14 protein-coding genes are annotated in these 16,550 nt (G+C 52.0%); 7 read left to right on the forward strand and 7 right to left on the reverse strand.

The annotated features are described in order from the left end of the window. The first annotated feature begins 118 nt into the window (after nucleotides 1-118). Nucleotides 119-1,009, forward strand: a complete 891-nt coding sequence (locus PsAD37_RS24230) for an NAD(P)-dependent oxidoreductase (protein ID WP_063298256.1) — start codon at nucleotides 119-121, stop codon at nucleotides 1,007-1,009. 127 nt (nucleotides 1,010-1,136) lie between these two features. Here PsAD37_RS24230 and PsAD37_RS24235 read toward each other — a convergent pair whose 3' ends face one another. Together PsAD37_RS24235 and PsAD37_RS24240 are read right to left on the reverse strand one after the other, a co-directional pair. Further along, complete coding sequence (locus tag PsAD37_RS24235; RefSeq protein WP_063298257.1) at nucleotides 1,137-3,197, reverse strand: elongation factor G; 2,061 nt, start codon at nucleotides 3,195-3,197, stop codon at nucleotides 1,137-1,139. Nucleotides 3,198-3,443: 246 nt separating this feature from the next. Next, complete coding sequence (locus PsAD37_RS24240) at nucleotides 3,444-3,953, reverse strand: DUF992 domain-containing protein (protein ID WP_063298258.1); 510 nt, start codon at nucleotides 3,951-3,953, stop codon at nucleotides 3,444-3,446. 446 nt (nucleotides 3,954-4,399) lie between these two features. On the opposite strand from PsAD37_RS24240, the gene PsAD37_RS24245 reads away from it, so the two are divergent. Further along, complete coding sequence (locus PsAD37_RS24245; RefSeq protein WP_063298259.1) at nucleotides 4,400-5,113, forward strand: hypothetical protein; 714 nt, start codon at nucleotides 4,400-4,402, stop codon at nucleotides 5,111-5,113. A gap of 114 nt (nucleotides 5,114-5,227) precedes the next feature. Here the strand turns inward: PsAD37_RS24245 and PsAD37_RS24250 are convergent, their stop codons facing one another. Beyond that, on the reverse strand, nucleotides 5,228-6,427 hold the full coding sequence (locus PsAD37_RS24250) for a pyridoxal phosphate-dependent aminotransferase (RefSeq protein WP_063298260.1): 1,200 nt from the start codon (nucleotides 6,425-6,427) through the stop codon (nucleotides 5,228-5,230). A 274-nt stretch (nucleotides 6,428-6,701) separates the two neighbouring features. Here PsAD37_RS24250 and PsAD37_RS24255 point away from each other — a divergent pair, with 274 nt between their 5' ends. From PsAD37_RS24255 to PsAD37_RS24265, 4 genes are all read left to right on the forward strand, one after another. Further along, nucleotides 6,702-7,100: a GtrA family protein gene (locus tag PsAD37_RS24255; protein ID WP_153039851.1), complete on the forward strand. Its 399-nt coding sequence runs from the start codon at nucleotides 6,702-6,704 to the stop codon at nucleotides 7,098-7,100. A gap of 443 nt (nucleotides 7,101-7,543) precedes the next feature. Continuing rightward, nucleotides 7,544-7,954: a DUF3775 domain-containing protein gene (locus tag PsAD37_RS24260; RefSeq protein WP_063298261.1), complete on the forward strand. Its 411-nt coding sequence runs from the start codon at nucleotides 7,544-7,546 to the stop codon at nucleotides 7,952-7,954. A 168-nt stretch (nucleotides 7,955-8,122) separates the two neighbouring features. Next, nucleotides 8,123-8,251 (forward strand): hypothetical protein, encoded by a 129-nt coding sequence (locus PsAD37_RS29440; protein ID WP_256387170.1) that lies wholly within the window; start codon nucleotides 8,123-8,125, stop codon nucleotides 8,249-8,251. 161 nt (nucleotides 8,252-8,412) lie between these two features. Then, entirely contained in the window at nucleotides 8,413-9,312 is a 900-nt protein-coding gene (locus PsAD37_RS24265) for a DMT family transporter (RefSeq protein ID WP_084408093.1), read from the forward strand. 86 nt (nucleotides 9,313-9,398) lie between these two features. On the opposite strand, the gene PsAD37_RS24270 is transcribed toward PsAD37_RS24265, so the two are convergent. Further along, nucleotides 9,399-9,863 (reverse strand): plastocyanin/azurin family copper-binding protein, encoded by a 465-nt coding sequence (locus tag PsAD37_RS24270; RefSeq protein ID WP_208992060.1) that lies wholly within the window; start codon nucleotides 9,861-9,863, stop codon nucleotides 9,399-9,401. A gap of 249 nt (nucleotides 9,864-10,112) precedes the next feature. Between PsAD37_RS24270 and PsAD37_RS24275 the strand changes: the two genes are divergently transcribed. After that, nucleotides 10,113-12,029, forward strand: coding sequence for a S9 family peptidase (locus PsAD37_RS24275; RefSeq protein ID WP_084408095.1), 1,917 nt, complete (start codon nucleotides 10,113-10,115; stop codon nucleotides 12,027-12,029). 17 nt (nucleotides 12,030-12,046) lie between these two features. Here PsAD37_RS24275 and PsAD37_RS24280 read toward each other — a convergent pair whose 3' ends face one another. The 3 genes from PsAD37_RS24280 to uvrB all read right to left on the reverse strand — a co-directional run bounded on the left by PsAD37_RS24280 (nucleotide 12,047) and on the right by uvrB (nucleotide 16,447). Then, complete coding sequence (locus tag PsAD37_RS24280; RefSeq protein WP_063298264.1) at nucleotides 12,047-12,688, reverse strand: HAD family hydrolase; 642 nt, start codon at nucleotides 12,686-12,688, stop codon at nucleotides 12,047-12,049. A 183-nt stretch (nucleotides 12,689-12,871) separates the two neighbouring features. After that, nucleotides 12,872-13,528, reverse strand: a complete 657-nt coding sequence (locus PsAD37_RS24285) for a Dps family protein (RefSeq protein WP_084408097.1) — start codon at nucleotides 13,526-13,528, stop codon at nucleotides 12,872-12,874. A 21-nt stretch (nucleotides 13,529-13,549) separates the two neighbouring features. Then, entirely contained in the window at nucleotides 13,550-16,447 is a 2,898-nt protein-coding gene (uvrB, locus tag PsAD37_RS24290; protein WP_208992061.1) for an excinuclease ABC subunit UvrB, read from the reverse strand. Between the last annotated feature and the right edge of the window lie 103 nt (nucleotides 16,448-16,550).

Consider the following 16,550-nt stretch of genomic DNA (forward strand, 5'->3'; position numbering starts at 1 on the left):
CTGCGCCTATCAGAATACAATTCGTTAAATTCAGCGAGTTCAGGACACGCTTTCAAACACGCCTCCAACTTATCCTGAAACGCACAGCGCATGTCAGACAGGGCAAAGGAGCGACACGATGACACTAGGATTTATCGGCCTTGGCGCTATGGGTCTAGGAATGGCCCAGCGCATTAACAAAGACCATGCGCTGAAGGTCTATAACCGCTCTTCGGAGAAAGCCGCCAGCCTTGTCGCGGAGGGAGCACAGCAAGCCACATCCCTGCAAGACTTCGCAGACTGCGATATCGTTTGCTCAATGCTGTCAGACGATGCAGCTGTTGAAGCCGTCTATCTTGCCGGAGACACTCTGGCACTCCCACTCAAAGAAAACAGCATCTCCATCTCCCACAGCACCATCAGCCCACCAATGGTAGACCGTCTCGTTGCTGCCCATGAGCATGCCAATGTCCGGTTCCTGTGTGTGCCAGTACTTGGCCGACCAGACAAAGCCGCGGAAGGACAACTGGTCGCCGTCGCAGCAGGCGAACGCAGTGCAATGGACGAGGCTCGCTCTGTGCTGGAAGCCATATCCACGCGGCAGTTCTGGATGGGTCCAACTCCGCGCCAAGCTGCGGTCACCAAACTAGGCATGAATTTCATGATAGCGGCGGCAGTAGAAGCCTTGGCCGAAAGCTTCACTCTTACAAGAAAGGCTGGCATAGATCCGGAGACCTTCCTCACGCTGATAACAGAGACACTGTTCAGCGCGCCCATCTATCAAGCATACGCCCCTCTCATCGCCCGCGAGGAAAACCCCACTCCCGGCTTCAAGACCGCCTTGGGCTTGAAGGACGTCAATCTAGCGCAACAAACAGCTCGGGACCTCAGAGTACCTCTCCCCACAGCAGAAATCATCGCCAATCAACTCCGGACTGCAATCGCAGCCGGATATGCAGACGAAGACTGGTCCATCCTCGCCCGCCTCATGGCCCAAACAGCCTCCCTGCCGCCCATCAAACGAAGATGAGAGGATTGCAGGAGCACAGAAAAACCCGGAGCATTGCCCCGGGTTCTTTTTCTATCTCACTTTAGAGCGTATTCCCGAAAAGTGGTTCCGGTTTTCGGACAAGAATACGCGCGCAAGCTCTGGAGTATCAGGCTGGTGCTGTTGCACCCTCAATCACTTTGTCCGCAGCCTTGCCGGAAAGCTCGGCCAGGTGGTCAAAGTTACGAGAGAACGTCGCCACACCAGCTGTTGCAGAGCGAAGCTCTACAATAAGGTCGCTGAGTTCACTCTCAGGGATCATGGCTTCCACTTCATCCCAGCCATCCCAGTTATCGCGGGCATCAAACCCAAGGATTTGTCCACGGCGACCGGAAACAATCGCATTGATACGAGCTGTTGTATCTGACGGACAGGCCACAACAACCTTATCAACGGGCTCAAGAAGAACCGGCTTACATTCCTTCAAACCATCTTTCATGGCGAGAATACCTGCCATGCGGAACGCCTGATCAGAGCTGTCAACGGAGTGATAGGAGCCATCCTTCAGCGTCACAGCCACATCCACGACTGGGAAGCCCAAAGGCCCTTTCTCAAGAGCTTCTTTCACGCCATCACCGACAGATGGAATGTACTGTTTAGGCACCACACCACCGGTAATCGTGTCGTTAAAGCTGTGCCCTTCACCTCGTGGCATAGGCTGGATAGACAGCACCACATCGCCAAACTGACCGTGGCCACCACTTTGCTTCTTATGGCGTCCGCGCAGCTCAGTCGTACCGCGAATGGTTTCCTTGTATGGAATGCGAGGTTCAAAGCTCTTCACTGACAGACCGTAGCGTCCGGTCAGTTTCTCAAGAGCAACCCGCAGATGCATTTCGCCCTGCCCCTCCAGTACGGTCTCACCCGTGCTCTGGACCTGGGTAATGCTCAGGGATGGATCCTCATCCACCAACTTGGAAAGCGCCGTAGAGAGCCTGACTTCATCCTTCCGTTCTGTCGCCGTAATCCCCTTGGAAAGAACTGCATCCGGAGTATCAACGACAAACAGACTTTGCGAAGGCTTGGCACCAACACCAAGTGTCATGCCGGTTTCAATATTATCCAACTTGCCAAGAGCCACCAGATCACCAGCAACAGCCTCTGTAATCTTCTTCGGCTGTAAACCCTGCATCTGGAACAGACCAGATGGCCGGTACTCTTCCCCATGTCTGTCGTAAAGAAGCGCACCTTCCTTCACAGACCCACCAAACAGACGGGCAACAGAGAGCTTGCCGCCGTGTGAAGTGTGGTAGGTTTTCAGCACCTGAAGAATAGCATCATCTTCCTTGAGCCCAAGACGCTTGCGGGTCTCAACAATACCTGGTGCATCATGGCGCAAAGCCTTCAACAAGCGGCGGATGCCATTGCCTTTAATCGCGCTGCCTATGAACACAGGGCAGATTTCACCACGTTGCATTTCCTGCACAAGATCATCAAAAATGACCTCACTCTCAGGTGCTTCGTCTTCTAAAAGCTTCTCCATGAGAACGTCATCGTGATCTGCCAGCATTTCCATCATGGCATAGCGCGCTTCCACCTCACGGGCACGCTCATCATCAGGAATCTCGATAGTCTTGCTTGGCTTACCTTCCTGGTAGACAAAGGCCCGCTCCAGCGCCAGATCAATAAAGCCTGTCGCAGTGCCATTCTCCCAAATCGGGATCTGGCGCAGCACCATTGGAAGGCTCGAAGCTGGCTGCAATGCCTGAAGCATCGCGCGCACACTGCCTGTTGCCTTGTCTATTTTATTCAGGAAGAGAACATGCGGGATGTTCCGCTGTTCGAGTGATTTGAGAATGAGTTGAAGAGCTGCTGTTTTCTTTTCATCTGGCTCAGCAACCACAACAGCAATATCTACTCCGTTTAAGACACTGTTGCCTTCGTGAAGAAATTCTACGGATCCGGGGCAGTCGATAAATGTGAAGTGATCGCCCTTATAGGTGCAGGTGGCAATGTTCGCCTCAACGCTCATGCTGTGATCACGCGCTTCGTCACTGCTGTCACCCAGTGAGCTTTTCGCGTCAACACTTCCCTGTCGCCCAATAGCCCCCGTTCGTGCGAGAAGAGCTTCCAGCAGAGTGGTCTTGCCACTTGCGAAAGGTCCAATTATGGCAACCGAACGAGGGCTGCGAACCCTGCCTCCGGCAACTCCGACATGCTTGTCTCCCATGATCCATACTCCCTGTTTGGGTTTGGGAAGCAGGCACGGGCGTTTGCGCCATGGCGGCGCAAAATCACACGCGCCTTCCAGAGTATTATAAGACTCTGGATGAGTATCGTCACTCGGAAACACAGTGATATGCAAGCGCCAAAACAAGGGCGGACTGAAGCGTGACAGTCCGCCGCACAATATGAACCGGCACTATTTATAAAGATCAAAGGGTTAGGATTCTCAATCCCCCTAAGATTTAATGGATCACTGCTTGGTCAACCGCAACCCTGTAACACCCGCTGTGATGTTCGCTCCGGTCTGCCCTTGCAAGCTCAAAGGCTGCAAAGCGATGGAGCGGTTCAGACCACCCAGCAGGACGTTCGCCTGCACACCAGCACCCAATGTGACACCGGCAGACACACCGCCGTAACTCCCGGCAAGAGAACCCGGCTTCAGGTTAGCCTTCGGCGCAACAACACCCCACACCAACGTTCCAGATGTGACGGGTCCAATATCGATGCCATAGCTATTGATCGTACCGGTGTATCCTTCGATGCGCTTGCCACTTGGCGATTTAAAGACACAGGACAGTTCGTGAGAAGAGCCAACAATAAAGTTGGTCCCAGCAACCAGATCACAAGTTAAGGATCCAACTTCAACACCTGGGCGATCTTTCTTTGGCTCTTCAGCAGGAGCTGCAGGTGTGTCTGCAGAATAGGCGGAAGTGCTGAAACCAAGAGCGGCGACAGCAGCAAAAGCTAGGCATTTTCTCATTATTATTCTCCAGTGCTCAGGCTCTACGACCTTTTACAATGGGAAAGCAAAGTGTACGAACTGTCAAAGCCTTGCTTCGATCACAGTGAACACCCCGCTTAGTTACAACGTTATTTTTACCTAGTGATATACGTTAGAAATTGTGATTAGGATTTTCACCATAAACGCATCACAGACCGGCCTGCCCTGTCCGTCACCTAACCGGGTTAACCCTAAGCATCCCTTAAGCCGCTCAAAGTCATCTACGAGAAGTCCAGCATGCAGAATGACTTACAGCAAAATAATCGATAAAGCCTACATTCCTGGAAGGTTTCATAAAGCTGTAAACCAATTATTAACCATAGATGTTAAGCCTAATGATTTGACCCATTTTGGGACACTTTAGAACAATGTTTTAAATAAAACACGAGACTCTCCACTCAGAAATTGAGTACGGAGAATCAGCAATGCGCTCAAATTTGAAGACACTTTTGTTTGGCGTAACCGGTGCAATAGCCATTGCAACTCTTCCAGCGATCGCGCAGGCAAATCCTATCAATGCCCGCATTACCACTGCTTTCGGGGCACTCGAAGGCAAGATGCTGGGCCTGTTGTCAGGAACAGCTGCTTTCGGGCAGGGTCCAGGCTTTGCATCACAATTTGATGCGACCGCAGGCGGAACAAAAGACTATGGCTTTTATGCTGGCACAGGCCGCATGGGCTTCCGCACGCAGGACTACAACTACTTCGGTGTTGTTGGCTCTGCAGCGCAAATCAACGGTGGAGCCGGTTCACTCGGCTACCTAGGTGCAGAAGCACAGGTTCACTTTGAGAACTTGTCTGTTGACGGCCTCATCGGCGTTCAGATGATCGACGATACGGGCTCAGTCATGGGTGGTGCAACCGCATCTTACTACGCCAGCGAAAACGCACGCTTTTACGCGGGTTACCGCTATCTGCGCGACAGCCATATCTACGCAATGGGTATGGAGTTCAAGCCAGGCACAGAAACCGCCAACGGCATGACAATGTTCGCAGACCTGCGCTCTGAGAAGCTTGAAAACGCTTCTATCATGGCAGGCGTCCGTTTCTCCTTCGCCGATGCACAGACATTGGTTGAGGAAAGCCGCGGCACATTCGTCAACAACAGCTACATTCTGGATGCTCTCCTCCCGGACTAAACATCCAGTCTCGCGAAACACCTACAACAAAAAAGGCGCTGCGTGATGCAGCGCCTTTTTTCTATTGAAAGCTGAGCACCAAAGAGGTCTTCGGCGCTCTTTTTCCAGATAAGCTTACTTCAGGTTTCCGCAGAAGCGCTGAATACGAGTACAAGCCTCAGTCAGAGCTTCAGTAGAAGTCGCGTAGGAAACGCGGAAGTTTGGACCCAAACCGAACGCAGAGCCCGGCACAACAGCAACACCTTCAGTCTCCAGAAGCTCACCTGCAAAGTCCAGATCAGTCTCGATCACCTTGCCGGACGGCGCAGTCTTGCCAATGGTGCCAGCACAGGATGGGAACACGTAGAACGCACCCTCTGGAACCGGGCACTCAAGACCGGAAGACTGGTTCAACATAGAAACAACCAGATCACGACGATCCTGGAAGACCTTGTTGTTGACCGGGATGAAGTCTTGTGTCCCATTCAGCGCTTCAACCGCAGCTGCCTGAGAAATGGAGCATGGGTTGGAGGTGGACTGAGACTGAACCTTCGCCATCGCCTTGATCAGATCAGCAGGGCCACCCGCATAACCAATACGCCAACCGGTCATGGAATACGCTTTGGAAACGCCATTCACGGTCAAAGTGCGATCATAAAGCTGAGGCTCAACCTGCGCAGGCGTGGTGAACTCAAAGTCATCATAGACCAGGTGCTCATACATGTCGTCAGACATGACCCAGACATGCGGATGCTTCAGCAGAACGTCGGTCAGAGCTTTCAGCTCATCGCGCGTGTAGCCAGCACCAGACGGATTGGATGGTGAGTTGAAGATCAACCACTTGGTTTTAGGCGTAATCGCCGCTTCCAGCGCTTCAGGCGTGATCTTGAAGGTCTTCTGATCCGCTTCAACAACCACAGGCTCACCACCAGCCAGCAGCACCATGTCAGGGTAAGACACCCAGTATGGTGTTGGGATGAGAACTTCATCGCCTGGATTGATGGTTGCGATCAATGCATTGTAGAGCACCTGCTTGCCGCCGGTTCCAACAGTAATCTGGTTTGGCTCATACTTCAGGCCATTGTCACGCAGGAACTTGGCGCTGATTGCCTGTTTCAGCTCAGGAGTGCCATCAACCGCTGTGTATTTTGTTTTGCCTTCATTAATAGCTGTAATTGCAGCAGCTTTAATGTTGTCTGGCGTATCAAAATCTGGTTCACCAGCACCAAGGCCGATAACGTCGCGGCCTGCGGCTTTCAGTTCGCGTGCCTTCGTGGTCACTGCAATCGTTGCAGATGGTTTCACACGAGACAGCGAGTCAGCGATAAAGCCCATAATGCCCTCCAATAGAAGCGGGTACGTTCTTCGCAAAATAAGTGCGGGCAGACCCTAAGGCGCAGACCAAAGCTTGGCAAGCGCAAACACGCCAGTTTTTCTGCTCAAATTTCGCCAAAGACTGCAGATTTTTTCAAATATTACTCCCCAGATATAATCAGGGGTTCTGTGACGCTGCGTCTCTTGTATTTCCGGAGGAACAAAGCTAAGCAGCCTCTCAAGCTAAAGACCTGAAGATTTAGCTGGTCCCATCAGAAATGAGAGCCTGAATTCCGTGAAAAGCCTGCTGCGAAAACTACTCGAAAATCAGTTCATTCGCTTCGGAATGGTTGGTGGCTCTGGTCTTGTGGTCGATCTGGTAGCCCTCGCCTTTTTCTGGCAAGTGGCTGGTCTTGATCCCCTCATTGCGCGAATCCTTTCCATCTGGATTGCCATGACCAACAACTGGTTCTGGAATCGCATCTTCACCTTCCGCTCTGAAGGCAATCCGTTTGGGGAGTATGTGAGATTCGTTCTGGTCAACAGCGTGGGGGCGGTCATCAACTACAGCACCTATGGCGCGCTGATCACCCTGATCGACAGCTTCTCCACCTATCTGGCCGTTATCCTCGCCACACTGGTGTCCATGACCTTCAACTTCGTGCTTTCAAAAATCTACGCATTCAAAATCTAAGCGCAGGTATTTCAGGAAAAGGGGCTCTTTTTTGGATGTGCCGACAGGGTAAGAAACACCCCTGCCAGCACAAAGCACTCAGGTCCGCCAGCACCTAGAAACTCTAGGAGATTTGATTGTATTTTCGCCCTTACATCAAATGCTACTCGTAGGTGCAGCGCACAAACAACCCCTACCCCTGCGGTATATACTGTTTTTTTTAACCATAACGATATCCAGTATTCCGCTCGGTAGAACTACATAGGATAAGTTGCGGTCACGCACTAACCTCCATTTAACCAATTCCCTTTTCTTTTCTGCCGCTTAAATCGCCTATTACTCTCAGCAGCGCCATACTGTCACTCAGCGCGATTGGACTGCAGGCAGCTGTTCCATAAGTTCCACTTGCAGAATAATTCCGAACAGGAGTAACGTTCTGTTACAGCAATAAGCGGGGACGAACGATGGCCGTAGAACTAGCACTATCTGCAGAAACTGTTCGCTTGATCGTACAAAAAGCGCGCGCTGTTTCCGTAAGCCTGCCAGACACTTACGAGGACGGGCACGAAGGTGACTTCTCCTTCGATACGGAAAAGCTGGAAAACGTTCACCACCATGACGGACTTGCAGAAGAAGAGCATGACGACTTTTCTGAGTCTGAACTGAGAGAGATTATCGACGACCTCAACATCGACGAAGCGACAGAACTGGTCGCCATCGCATGGATAGGTCGCGGTGATTATGATCAGAACGACCTGGATATTGCCTTCTCTGAAGCACGCGAACGATCCACATCTCCAGTCTCAACGTACCTTTTGGGCCTCCCCCTCTTGCCTGATTATCTCGAGGCTGGTCTCGAAGCTCTGAATCTATAAGAAAATATGGGCAATAGCAGTTTTGCAATTGAGTGATCTGCTTAAGCTCAACCTGTGGTATCTCGAACACACCAAAATCCAGTAATATATACTTTCTGTATTCGATGTAATCCGCGTCTATTGGCCCCTACTCAGGAAAACAACTGACCTGGGCCGCAGGGGAGCACAATGAGAACCTCGCCAGTTGACTACCATCGTAAAGAGCACGTCAGTCACGCCCAATCACCATGGCCTGTTGCAGCAACAGTCATCGCCGCTTTCGTTGGCATAATGATCATGGTCTTGTTTGTCTTTTAGAGCGTTTGCCCAAAAGTCAAATGCCAGCACACGCAGCGCGAGTGCAAATGAACGCTACGTATCTGACACCGTCAAGAAGCTCAAAATCGCCTTGAGAGAAATTCAACAGAAGCGCTGACAGACCGCTTGCAGCACCTATTCGCTTGCAGTACAGCTGCGGGATGACTAGGGCATCTGCAAACATACTTCTTCTCATGGCTGGCCTCATCTGGGGCATGGCCTTTGTCGCGCAATCAACTGCAATGGAAAGTCTTGGACCCCTGCAGTTTTCTGGCCTGCGATTTCTCCTCGCCACCTTGGTGATCTTTCCATTCGCGCTGCGCGAACGCCGCGTGCACAGCACCAAGAAACTTGGCAAGGCTCACCTTCCTGCGCTGTTGATGGTTTGTGTTGCCTTCACACTGGGCACTGTCCTGCAACAGTATGGCATCGTGATAACATCCGTCACCAACGCCGGTTTTCTAACCGCTATCTATGTTGTGCTGACGCCAATCCTTGTCACACTGTTCTTTAAAGGAAGACCAAATTTCCTCGTGTGGCCTGCAAGCCTGCTCACCCTGCTCGGCATTTACCTGCTCGGCGGTGGTTTGACAGCTTTGAACGGCGGCGACTTGCTCATGCTCTTGTGCGCAGTTTTCTGGGCTTTGCAAGTGATCTTCGTTGGACGCCTCGCAACCTCCTCTGGCCGCCCGATCACCGTTGCTGTCATCCAGTTCGCCTTCCTTGGCGTTGTGTGTGTAGTAGCCTCACTCTTCTTCGAAGCCTACTCCGTGCAAGCCCTTCAGGATGCGTGGTTCGAAATCTTCTTCGCAGGCGCGTTGTCTGGAGGCGTGGCCTTCACCTTCCAGGCATTCGGCCAGCAATGGACCACACCGTCCGACGCAGCCATCATGCTGTCTTCAGAAGCCCTCTTCGCCGCTCTGGCTGCAGCAGTCATTCTGGGCGAACGCATCGCCCCAATCGGACTGATCGGCTGCGCCCTCATCTTCAGCGGTATCCTGCTTGTTGAAGTCGGACCTCACTACCTCAAATCCCGACGAAGCATGGCACAGGCCGAATAGAGCTTTAAAAAGCATCAGCACAAAACACAAAAGGCAGCCAACCGGCTGCCTTTATTTTATCTAACTTCCGCGCAAGCTCTACACGCTCACTTGCCTTCAAGCCGATCCAAAATCTGGGAGATCTTGGTACCCATCCGACCACCCGGCACCACAGAACGAGCGCCTTCCAAGTCCTCGGCACTGTCTTCACCCACCTTGATGATCATCGCCATTCCAAAACGGCCATGAATACCGCAGGTCACACCATAAATTCCCGGTGTATCAAAGGTAACATTCCGATCAGCAGACATCTTGCTGAACTTGAATTTCGGCCCGCCATCCGGCGTCATCTTCTTGATCGAAATAACCGTGTGGTTTCCATCAAAATTATCAAACTTCACAGTAGCGCCCAACGGCACCTCAAGCAGATCAGGCTCAAAGCGGAACATATGAGACGGTGTGTTCGCACTGGCATCAGTCACCTGATTAACGGAATACGTCTTGCCCTCCCCAGCAAGAGCACCACCCGCCATCAATACACTCACAAGAAGGGTTGAGAGAATTCTTTTCATCGAGAAACGTCCACCTGCAATTCGGAATTATTATCAACAATGCGTCCGTAACTGGCAGTCTGCATTGATCTAACGCAGCTTATTTCTGAAATGAATAATTTAGGCGATGACCTCGGCAAGCGAAAAGCATTTCAATCCCTAACGCAAGCGACTGAACTGCCCCCTCAGCCAAACACGCGAGGATAGACAAGCAAACCATTGCTACCGATACTCTGGAAAATCTTGGTATCTCAAGCAGGACAATCCACCATGAAAGTGAAGGAAAGAGTTCCCCTCATACCACGCCAGACATTCTTCGATCCAATTGAGCGTCGCCTGGTTAAAATCAGCCCCTGTGGTCAATGGATCGCATTTCATGCCCCCATCAACAGCGTACACAATCTCTGGCTCGCCAACATCGAAGACCCGCAGACAGCCCGCCCTCTCACAAGCTTCACAGACCGCCATCTTGGTCTCACGCTCGAGTGGGCGTTTGATGGCCAGCACATTCTGTTTTCTCGGGATCAGTCAGGCGATGAGAACTTCTGTATCATGAGCGTCTCTATTCATGGCACAGATGCCAAATGTCTGACGCCAGAGGTCGGAGCTAAAGCCTATCTTCAGGAGATTTCGAAAAATCACCCCAATGAAATCTTGATCGCCCATAATGAAAGGTCTGAAAAGCATTTCGACCTCTACAGGGTTTCTCTTTCTACTGGAGCCAGCCAGCTCATTGAACAGAACGACCAATTTGCAGGCTTCTTTACGGACAGCAACTTCAACGTCCGCCTCGCTCGCCGCTACACCGACAACGGCGAGATTGAATATCTTCATAGACCGAGCAGCAAAGACTGGCAGCGTTACGCCCTCATTCCCTTTGAAGACAGTTTGACCACCAGACCTGTTGAGTTCAGCGAAGATGGACAAACCCTGTTCTGGATCGACAGCCGCGGACGAGACAAAGCCGCAGCACTAGCAGAAAATACTCAAACACGAGCCATTGCCATTCTGGCACAGGACTCGCAGGCAGACATCAACAATCTGTTGCTCACCCCGCACACACAACGTCCTTTGGCAGCTAAGGCCACATTTGTCCGTACCAATTGGAAGGGTATAGACCCTCAGTTTGCCTCTGTTCTCTCCGCTTTCAAAGAACTCTTTGCTGGAGACATAGAAATCAGCAGCCTTTCAGAAAATGCTGAGAAACTCATTCTGACTCATGTGCAGGACAACCAACCCGTTGAATTCTACTGCTATGACAGATCAACCGGAAAAAGCACCTTCCTGTTTGTCACTCAACCCAAATTACAAGACTTACCGCTAGTCAGAATGTCACCCGCAATCGTCAAAGCAAGAGATGGGCTAGACCTTGTCTGCTACCTGTCACGACCAATCAAAGCAGAAGGGCCTCATCCCATGGTGCTGTTGGTACATGGCGGGCCTTGGATGAGAGATTCATGGGGGATACACCCAACACACCAATGGTTGGTAAACCGAGGCTATGCCGTTCTATCCGTCAACTTCAGAGGCTCTTCCGGCTTTGGCAAGGCATTCGTAAATGCTGCAAGCAACGAGTGGGGTGGAAAGATGCAAACTGACCTTCTGGATGCTGTCGATTGGGCCATTGATGAAGGAATAGCCGATCCCAACCGCATCGCCATCATGGGTGGTAGCTATGGCGGTTTTGCAGCACTCACTGGCCTGACTCAAACCCCGAAGAAGTTTGCCTGTGCAATTGATCTGGTTGGAATATCAAACCTGCTCAGTTTTCTGGGCACCATCCCTGAATACTGGAAAACGTGGAAGTCCCTCTACAGAACACGTCTTGGCGACTACACAACTGAAGAAGGTTGCGCCTTCCTGAAGGAACGCTCACCTCTCACCCATGTCGGGAAGATCGAAAAACCGTTGTTGATCGTTCAGGGTGGCAAAGACATACGCGTCAAGCCACCAGAGTCAGAGCAAATTGTCTCCGCCATGCAAGATCACGACATCCCAGTCACCTACGGCCTTTTCCCGGACGAAGGCCACGGCATTCAGAAAATGCACAACCGTCGAGCCTATCATGCCATGGTAGAACTGTTTCTCGCCAAACATCTGGGTGGCCAGCAGGAGGCAGTCGGAAACGACCTGGAAGGCTCATCCCTCCAGATTCTCGCAGGTCGTGATCTCATCGATGGTCTGTAACCATCGCTCATAATCCGTTACTTCAGCGCCTCAGCGACAGCACCCGTAAGGCTGGTGGCGACTGGGGCGCCTGTGGCGACGAGGCGGTTGTGGGAGTACATGCCGGTTGAAACCAGAACAGCAGAAGCTCCAAGACCGTTGGCCGCATCAAAATCATCAATGCTGTCACCAATCACGCAGACGCTGGAAGGCTCCACACCCAGCTCATCAAAGTGCGCTTTGAGTGCATCGATTTTGAAATGCTTCTTCAAATCCCGTGCGCCATCAACGCGGGTAAAATGCTCGTAGATACCATTGTGCCGAACAAGCGAGACCAGCTCCTCATGGGGAGCCATGGACAAGATCGACTGGCTCTTACCAGCACCGCTTATAGCCTCAAGAGCATGAAACGCATCAGGTGCCAGTGGCAAATCATACATCGCAGGCTCGTAGACTTTGCTGAAGTCACTGTAGAAGCTGGCAAGCTCGCTTTCAGTAGCGGCACGCCCCATCAGCGACTTGATATAATCCGCAAAAGGACGGGTATGATGCTGGCGAACATCCTCAAACGTCACACCGCTCAATCCAGCCTTTGCAAAATAGTCGATACCATATTGCGCAGTGATTTCGAAATCATCCAGTAGGGTACCGTTCCAGTCCCAAACAATGTGCTTTGTCATGCAACGCCAATTACTACTACAAATTCCACTATAGCTGATCAGATGCGGCTGCTATCAGTACGCACTCAAGCTGATGAGAGCACTATATGATTTATCCAAAGCAGGCCAGCGCGAAAGAACACAATCTTTGCCCGATCAGTTTCCAGGCGTCACCATTCAGTCCCTCCGAGAAGCAAACCGCACTTACTTTTCAAGATGAGCTCTGAGGAACCAGGCCATTTTCTCATGTTTGATAATGAGGTCTTCCATCAAACTGACAGTCCCCACATCATGCTCATATTCTTCAACACTGTCGTGATTAATCCGCAGCTCTCGAACAACGGACTCATGATCAGCCAGCAAACCAGCAATCATACCCATTTGATCTGGAAGAGCTACTTCGGAAGGCATTTCTTTAAGCCGTGTATGCTCATGACAATCATGCAGAGATCTCAAAGCGTTGCAATCCAGAGCCCGGACACGCTCAGCAATATCATCAACAAAATCAACAAGCGCATGATATTGCTCATCGAGCAGTTCATGCAGACTAATGAAGTTGGGACCTTTCAGATTCCAGTGACAGCTCCACGTTTTCATCAGTAACACAAATTCATCTGCGAGCAGATTGTTCAAATGCTTCGCGGTCTGTTCCCGTGCCTGTTTTGAGAGTCCAATTGATGTTGGGGCCATGTGTTTTTCCTCACAGTTACATCGGCCTTTTTGAAAGGCGGGTGTAAGGTAATCGATGACCTTTAGGTAACGTTTAGTTCTAACGCTAAAATCTTGCGCACTTAGCAAATCAGCTTGAGCAGTAAACGTGACAGTCAAAGAATGCCCGCCAAACCAAGGCTCAGCAGGCATCCATCATCAATCAAATCTGCCCTAGTTCTTCTTTCGATGGGTCCGCGTGCCTGGTCGCCCGCCTGAACTGCGCCCTGACGAAGTCCGGCGCGGTTTCTTCTCGCCGGTTGCACCAGCTGGTGTCGGCAGGTCTGTTCCCGGCCCCATCTCACCCAGCCGTGGCTTATGCACCTTGCTGCCAGCATCAGCTTTATCCGCCTCTGCCTTTGGCAAATTGCCAGCGGCACCATATTTCTTCTTCCCACCAAACCCGCCGGTTTGCTGCGCAACAGAAGTTTGTCGTGCCATGGGGTCATCGGCAATTGCAAGCTCGGTCTCTTGCAGGCGCTTGATCTCATCGCGCAACCGCGCCGCTATCTCAAAATCAAGATCAGCTGCAGCTTCACGCATTTTCTTCTCAAGATCTTCAATATGGCCTTTAAGGTTGTGACCAATCGTGGCCCCTTCCTCGGCAAAGCCAGCATCGACAGAAACATGATCCTGCTCGTAAACGCTCTCCATGATATCGCCGATAGAGCGCTTCACACTCTCTGGCGTAATGCCATGCTCTTCGTTGTATTCTTCCTGCTTCGCCCGGCGACGGTTGGTCTCCGCAATAGCCCGCTCCATAGAGCCAGTCATTCTGTCAGCATAAAGAATGACCTTACCATCTACGTTACGCGCAGCACGACCGATGGTCTGGATCAACGAGGTTTCAGAACGCAGGAACCCTTCCTTATCAGCATCCAAAATAGCCACCAAAGCACATTCAGGAATGTCCAGCCCCTCACGCAACAGGTTGATCCCGATCAGTACATCAAACGCTCCAAGGCGCAAATCACGCAGGATTTCAATCCGCTCCAGCGTATCAATATCAGAGTGCATGTACCGCACCCGCACACCATTCTCGTGCAGATACTCGGTCAGATCCTCCGCCATGCGCTTGGTCAATGTTGTCACCAGCGTACGGAAGCCCTTGGCCGCCTTCTCCCGCACTTCGCCCAGCAGATCATCCACCTGCGTCTTGGCAGGCCGGATCTCGATATCAGGATCAGTCAGGCCGGTGGGACGGATAACCTGCTCGGCAAACACACCGCCGCTCTCATCCATCTCCCAGTTGCCCGGCGTGGCTGAAACCGCAACTGTCTGAGGCCGCATCGCGTCCCACTCTTCAAAACGCAAAGGCCGGTTGTCCATGCAGGACGGCAAACGGAAGCCGTACTCCGCCAGCGTCGCCTTACGCCTAAAGTCACCTCGGTACATCGCGCCAATCTGCGGCACGGTCACATGGCTCTCATCAATAAACACAAGCGCATTGTCAGGCAGGTATTCAAACAGCGTTGGTGGCGGTTCACCCGGTGCACGGCCAGTCAGATAACGGGAGTAGTTCTCGATGCCCGCACAGGCACCCGTTGCCTCCATCATCTCCAGATCAAACGTACACCTCTGATCCAGCCGCTGCGCTTCCAGCAAGCGGCCATGGTCATTCAGCTCCTGAAGGCGTTGCTTGAGTTCTGCCTTGATAGACTTGGTGGCTTGGTTCAGCGTCGGCTTTGGCGTCACATAGTGCGAATTCGCGTAGATTTTCACCAGCTGAAGCTCACCGGACTTCTTACCTGTCAGAGGATCAAACTCGGTGATGCTTTCAATCTCATCGCCCCAAAGGGAAATACGCCAGGCCCGGTCTTCATAGTGCGCCGGGAACACTTCAATCGTATCCCCCCGCACACGGAACGTCCCACGCTGGAAAGCTGCATCATTGCGCTTATATTGCAGCGCAACCAGATCGGCGAGCAGCTGGCGTTGCTCAATCTTCTCACCAACCTCCAGCTGGAAGGTCATGGCCGTATAGGTCTCAACCGAACCAATACCGTAGATACAGGAGACCGAAGCCACGATGATCACATCATCACGTTCCAGCAGCGAGCGGGTTGCAGAGTGGCGCATCCGGTCAATCTGCTCATTGATTGAGCTTTCTTTCTCAATGAAGGTATCCGTCCGCGCCACATAGGCTTCGGGCTGGTAGTAATCATAGTAGGAAACAAAATACTCAACCGCATTGTTCGGAAAGAAGCTTTTGAACTCCCCATACAGCTGCGCCGCCAGCGTCTTGTTGGGCGCAAGTATCAGCGCCGGGCGCTGTGTCTGCGCAATCAACTGCGCCATGGTGAAGGTCTTACCAGAACCCGTAACACCCAGCAGAACCTGCGTATTATCTCCATCCGCAAGACCGGCCTTCAGGTCCGCAATCGCCGTCGGCTGGTCTCCTTTGGGCTCAAATTCGGATTCTAGAACAATGGGAACCCCACCCTCAGACTTTGACGGACGCTCCGGTCGGTGCGGAACCCAGGCATCCTCCCCGGATTCATCAGAGCGGCCTTGCTCAATCAGCCGTGCCAGCGCCTGTACAGTCGCTGTCGCTCCGGTGATCGTGTCTTCCTTGGCCTTCTTCTTCTTTTTCTTCGTCTCTTTGACGTGACTATCAAGAAGCTTCTCAGCATCTTCCAGCGAGATATCCAGCCCCGCTACCGGGTTCAAACCACCCTTGGCCCGCTCACGCGGATCACTCGTGGCCCCCATGGACGTGCCCCGCGCAGACTTGGCAGGTGCTTTCTTCGCCTTGGCAGCAGGCTTTTTGGCCGCTGACTTCGCAGCAGCTTTCTTCTTCGGAGCAGCCTTTTCTTCGCTCGGCTGCTCTGCTTCCTTGCGAGCCTTCAGACCGGAAAGATCTTCATCAGCAATCTGGTCCGCCCAGTCAGAAACGGAACCTGACAACGGACTGCCGGAAAGTGCAGGCTGCGGAGCTTCCCCAAAGCCAGAGGAGGACCCCTCAGCTTCAGGCAATGAAGAAGAACTGGAAGATTTTGTAGGGCGCTTAGTCATGGGTGCACTATGCCGTGAGTCATTTGGAAAAGAAAGTATGTTCTTAGTTCGTTCCATCACTCTCGTGTAATCATCCTCTTAATTTCTCAGCAAAGATTTGAAAGAACCCGTTGCCTTCTCTTAACCAGACTGACCGCATTGAATTGAGTGATGCCTGAGG

Source organism: Pseudovibrio sp. Ad37 (assembly GCF_001623075.1).
Lineage (GTDB): Bacteria > Pseudomonadota > Alphaproteobacteria > Rhizobiales > Stappiaceae > Pseudovibrio.

Excerpts from the sequence above, each read along its gene's own strand:
- PsAD37_RS24230 (WP_063298256.1), top strand. The coding sequence starts at position 119 with ATGACACTAGGATTTATCGGCCTTGGCGCTATGGGTCTAGGAATGGCC.
- PsAD37_RS24235 (WP_063298257.1), bottom strand. The coding sequence starts at position 3,197 with ATGGGAGACAAGCATGTCGGAGTTGCCGGAGGCAGGGTTCGCAGCCCT.
- PsAD37_RS24240 (WP_063298258.1), bottom strand. The coding sequence starts at position 3,953 with ATGAGAAAATGCCTAGCTTTTGCTGCTGTCGCCGCTCTTGGTTTCAGC.
- PsAD37_RS24245 (WP_063298259.1), top strand. The coding sequence starts at position 4,400 with ATGCGCTCAAATTTGAAGACACTTTTGTTTGGCGTAACCGGTGCAATA.
- PsAD37_RS24250 (WP_063298260.1), bottom strand. The coding sequence starts at position 6,427 with ATGGGCTTTATCGCTGACTCGCTGTCTCGTGTGAAACCATCTGCAACG.
- PsAD37_RS24260 (WP_063298261.1), top strand. The coding sequence starts at position 7,544 with ATGGCCGTAGAACTAGCACTATCTGCAGAAACTGTTCGCTTGATCGTA.
- PsAD37_RS29440 (WP_256387170.1), top strand. The coding sequence starts at position 8,123 with ATGAGAACCTCGCCAGTTGACTACCATCGTAAAGAGCACGTCAGTCAC.
- PsAD37_RS24265 (WP_084408093.1), top strand. The coding sequence starts at position 8,413 with ATGACTAGGGCATCTGCAAACATACTTCTTCTCATGGCTGGCCTCATC.
- PsAD37_RS24270 (WP_208992060.1), bottom strand. The coding sequence starts at position 9,863 with ATGAAAAGAATTCTCTCAACCCTTCTTGTGAGTGTATTGATGGCGGGT.
- PsAD37_RS24275 (WP_084408095.1), top strand. The coding sequence starts at position 10,113 with ATGAAAGTGAAGGAAAGAGTTCCCCTCATACCACGCCAGACATTCTTC.
- PsAD37_RS24280 (WP_063298264.1), bottom strand. The coding sequence starts at position 12,688 with ATGACAAAGCACATTGTTTGGGACTGGAACGGTACCCTACTGGATGAT.
- PsAD37_RS24285 (WP_084408097.1), bottom strand. The coding sequence starts at position 13,528 with ATGCCTGCTGAGCCTTGGTTTGGCGGGCATTCTTTGACTGTCACGTTT.
- uvrB (WP_208992061.1), bottom strand. The coding sequence starts at position 16,447 with ATGGAACGAACTAAGAACATACTTTCTTTTCCAAATGACTCACGGCAT.